Below are 4429 nucleotides of genomic sequence, written 5' to 3'. Positions count from 1 at the left end.
GCCTCACCAACCACATCGCCACCGCCTTCGACGTCCGACTCACCGTCCGCGACGTCTTCCAGCACCCCACCCCCGCCCGACTCGCCGCACACATCACCGGCATGGGCGCACAGAAGGCGACCGCCCTGCCCGCCCTGACTCCCGCCGCCCTCACGTCCGGCCCCGTGCCCGCGTCCTTCGCCCAGCGACGGCTGTGGCTCCTGGCCGACCTGGACGGCGACAGCGCCGCCTACAACGTTCCGCTGTCGGTGCGGGTCGACGGGTCCGTGGACACGGCGGGGCTGGAGGCCGCGCTCAACGACGTCGTCGAACGCCACGCCCCGCTGCGCACCCTGATCGAGGCGGTGGACGGCGAGCCGTGCCAGCGTGTCCTTCGGCCGGACGAGGCCCGCGTGCGGGTGGAACGGCGTGTCACCACCCCGGGATCCCTGGAGTCCGACCTGGTGGCGGCCGCGGGGTACCGGTTCGACCTGCGGACGGAGATCCCGCTGCGGGTCACCGTGCTCGAGCCCGGTGACGGGTCGTGCGTGCTCCTGGTGCTGCTGCACCACGTGGCGACGGACGGCGCGTCGAACGGCGTGTTCTTCGAGGACCTGTCGCGGGCCTATGCGGCGCGGGTGTCCGGGGCGGCGGGGAGCGTGCTTGCGCCGCTGCCGGTGCAGTACGCGGACTACGCGCAGTGGCAGCGGACGGTACTGGGGGCGGCCGACGACCCGGAGAGCGTGCTGGCGCGGGAGCTCGGGTTCTGGCATTCGACGCTGGACGGGCTGCCCGAGGAGCACGGTCTGCGCCTGGACCGGCCCCGTCCCGCCCGGGCGACCCACCGAGGCGGCGAAATCGGAGTGGACCTCGGCCCGGATCTTTTCGCCCGGGTGGGCGAGCTGGCCTTGGCGGAAGGCTGCACGCCGTTCATGGTGGTCCACGCCGCCCTCGTCGCCGCCCTGGCCCGCCTCGGCGCCGGCACCGACCTGGCGGTGGGCACGCCGGTCGCCGGGCGCGGGGACGAGCAGTTGCGTGACCTGGTCGGTTTCTTCGTCAACACCCTGGTGCTGCGCACCGACAGCAGCGGGGATCCGACCTTCCGGGAGCTGCTGGCGCGGGTCCGTGCGACCGATCTGGATGCCTTCGCTCACCAGGAAGCGCCCTTCGACCTCGTCCTCGAAACGCTCAACCCCACGCGCTCGCTCGCGCGTCACCCGCTCTTCCAGATCTGCCTCACCCTTGACGTCGCCACCGCCCCCCGTCTGAGCCTGCCGGGCAACGGGACGGGTGACGTGGTCCCCGTCGTGAACGGTTCGGCCAAGTTCGACCTCGAGTTCCTGCTCCGTTCCGACGACAACGAGCGCCTGCACGGCACGGTTCTCTTCGCCCAGGACCTGTTCGACGACAGCACCGTGCGACGCATGGTCACCGTCCTGGGCCAGGTCCTCGAACAGGTCCTGGCCGACCCCGGCCACCGGATCGGCAGCCTCGACATCCTGTCCCAGGACGACCGTGCTCTCATCACCGGACCCTGGGCGGGCAGCAGCGCCGACATCGACGCCGTCTCACTGGTCGAGCAGTTCGAGAAGCAGGCGGAACGATTCCCCGACCGGATCGCCCTCATCGACGAAGACCGCCAGGTCACCTACAAGGACCTCAACGCGGCCGCCAACCGCTGGGCCCGCCACCTGCGCGACCAGGGCCTGCGGCGGGGCGACATGGCCGGCGTCCTGCTGCAACGAGGCGCCGACTTCGCCACCGCGGTCATCGCCGTCGCCAAGACCGGCGCCGCCTACACCCTCCTCGACCCCGACTTCCCCGACGAACGCCTCCACACCGCCGCCACCGACGCCGGCATACGCCTCCTCGTCACCGACTCCACGCTCGCCGACCGGCTCGCAGGTCCGTGGACCACGGTCACCGAGAACCCCGACCAGCTCACCGAGTACCAGGCCGACGACCTCGGGATCCCCCTGTCCGGTGACGACGTGGCGTGCCTGATGTTCACCTCCGGGTCCACGGGCCGGCCCAAGGGCATCCTGTCCTCGCACAGGAACCTGGTGTCGACGGTCACTGCCCAGTCCTACGGAAACTTCGGACCGGATGAGGTCTTCCTCCAGTGCTCCCCCGTGTCCTGGGACGCCTTCAGCCTCGAGTTCTGGGGCGCCCTGCTCCACGGCGCGGCCACCGTCCTGCAGCCCGGGCAGCGACCCGAACCCGCGCTGATCGCCGAACTCTCGCAACGCCACCGCGTCACGATGCTGCAGCTGTCGGCAAGCCTGTTCAACTACCTCACCGACGAACACCCCGACGCCTTCGACACCGTCACCATCGCCTACACCGGCGGCGAAGCAGCCTCCCCCGCCCACGTCCACAAGCTGCAGCAACTGAAGCCCGGCATCACCATCGCCAACGGCTACGGCCCCGCCGAATCCATGGGCTTCACCACCACCCACACCATCGAACCCGCTGATCAGCCCCACCCGACGATCCCCATCGGATCACCCCTGGTCAACAAGGGCGCCTACGTCCTCGACAACCGACTCCAACTCACCGCCCCCGGCGTGACCGGTGAGCTCTACCTCGCCGGCGACGGCCTCGCCCACGGCTACCTCGGCCGCCCGGATCTGTCCGCCGCACGTTTCGTGGCGAATCCGTACGGTCCTGCCGGCAGCCGTCTCTACCGCACCGGCGACCTCGTCCACTTCGACGCGGACGGCAACCTCCACTACGAAGGCCGCGCCGACGACCAGATCAAAATCCGCGGCTTCCGCGTCGAACCCGGCGAAATCGAAGCCGCCCTCCTCACCCACCCCGCCGTCACCCAGGCCGTCGTCACCACCCACCAGGACCGGCTCTGCGCCCACATCGTCACGGACGGACCTGCCTCACCCGATGACATCCGCGGTCACCTCACCGAGCGGCTCCCTGACCACCTCGTCCCCACCTACCTCACCGTCCTCGACCGGCTCCCCCTCACCCCCAACGGCAAGATCGACAAGCGGGCTCTGCCTGAACCGTCCTCCGTCTCCACGGGTGGCCGTGCCCCTCGTACCCCGCTCGAGGAGACCCTGACGGCTCTCTTCGCTCAGGTCCTCGGTGTCACGGACTTCCCCACCATCGACGACGACTTCTTCGTCCTCGGCGGGCATTCGTTGCGGGTGGCGCGGCTCACCAACCACATCGCGGACGCACTCGGCGTACGCCTGACCATCCGCGACGTCTTCCAGCACCCCACCCCCGCCCGACTCGCCGACCTGATCTCCCACCACAAGGGACTGCCCGCCCTACCCCCGATCACAGCCGGAGAAGGCACAGACGACGGCAACTCCCTGCCGGCCGCGTCCTTCGCCCAGCGACGACTGTGGCTCCTGGCCGACCTGGACGGCGACAGCACCGCCTACAACGTGCCCCTCGCGATACGCCTGCACGGCGAACTCGACACGGCGGCCTGGCAGGCCGCACTCAACGACCTGGCCGAACGCCACGCACCCCTGCGCACCCTGATCGAGACCGTCGACGGCGAACCGCGCCAGCGGATCCTGCCGCCCACCGAGGTCCAGGTGCCGGTCGAGCGGCGTACCACCACTCCGAAAACCCTGGAATCCGATCTGGTGGCGGCCGCGGGGTACCGGTTCGACCTGCGGACGGAGATCCCGCTACGCGTCAGTGTGCTGGAGTCCCGTGACGGAACGACCGTGCTCCTGATCCTGCTGCACCATGTGGCGACGGACGGCGCGTCGAACAGCGTGTTCTTCGACGACCTGGCCCGGGCCTACGAGGCACGGCTGTCGGGTGCGAACGAGAACGTGCTGCCGCCCTTGCCGGTCCAGTACGCCGACTACGCGCACTGGCAGCACCGAACCCTGGGCTCGCCCGACGACCCGGACAGCGTGCTGGCGCGCGAGCTCGGGTTCTGGCGCTCGACGCTGGACGGGCTGCCCGAGGAGCACGGTCTGCGCCTGGACCGGCCCCGTCCCGCCCGGGCGACCCACCGAGGCGGACAAGTCGAAGTCGATCTCGGCCCGGACGTCATGACACGAGTGGGCGAGCTCGCTCTCGCTCAGGGCTGCACCCCGTTCATGGTGGTCCACGCCGCCCTCGTCACCGCTCTCACCCGCCTCGGCGCCGGCACCGACCTCGCCGTAGGCACCCCGGTCGCCGGTCGAGGCGCCGAGCAGTTGCGTGACCTGGTCGGATTCTTCGTCAACACCCTGGTGCTGCGCACCGACAGCAGCGAAGACCCGACCTTCCAAGAACTGCTGGCACGGATCCGTGCGACCGACCTGGACGCCTTCGCCCACCAGGAAGCACCCTTTGACCTCGTCCTCGACACGGTCAACCCGGCTCGCTCCCTCGCCCGGCACCCCCTGTTCCAGATCTGCCTCGGCCTCGAGACGGGCGGCGCCTCTCCGTTCCGGTTGCCCGACGGCCGCCTGGCCGACGT

The 4429-nt window shown here is 70.4% G+C and carries 1 protein-coding gene; it reads left to right on the top strand.

Annotated elements, in window-relative coordinates; translation table 11 throughout:
- Nucleotides 1–4429, top strand: a 4429-nt coding sequence (locus ABT026_RS32030; protein ID WP_351118716.1) for a non-ribosomal peptide synthetase, incomplete at both ends; no start/stop codon positions are given.

The organism is Streptomyces sp. NPDC002734, from assembly GCF_040295685.1.
Taxonomy (GTDB): Bacteria; Actinomycetota; Actinomycetes; order Streptomycetales; family Streptomycetaceae; genus Streptomyces.
The sequence above is the reverse complement of the archived record's forward strand: the minus strand, read 5'-3'. Positions and strand labels throughout refer to the sequence as shown.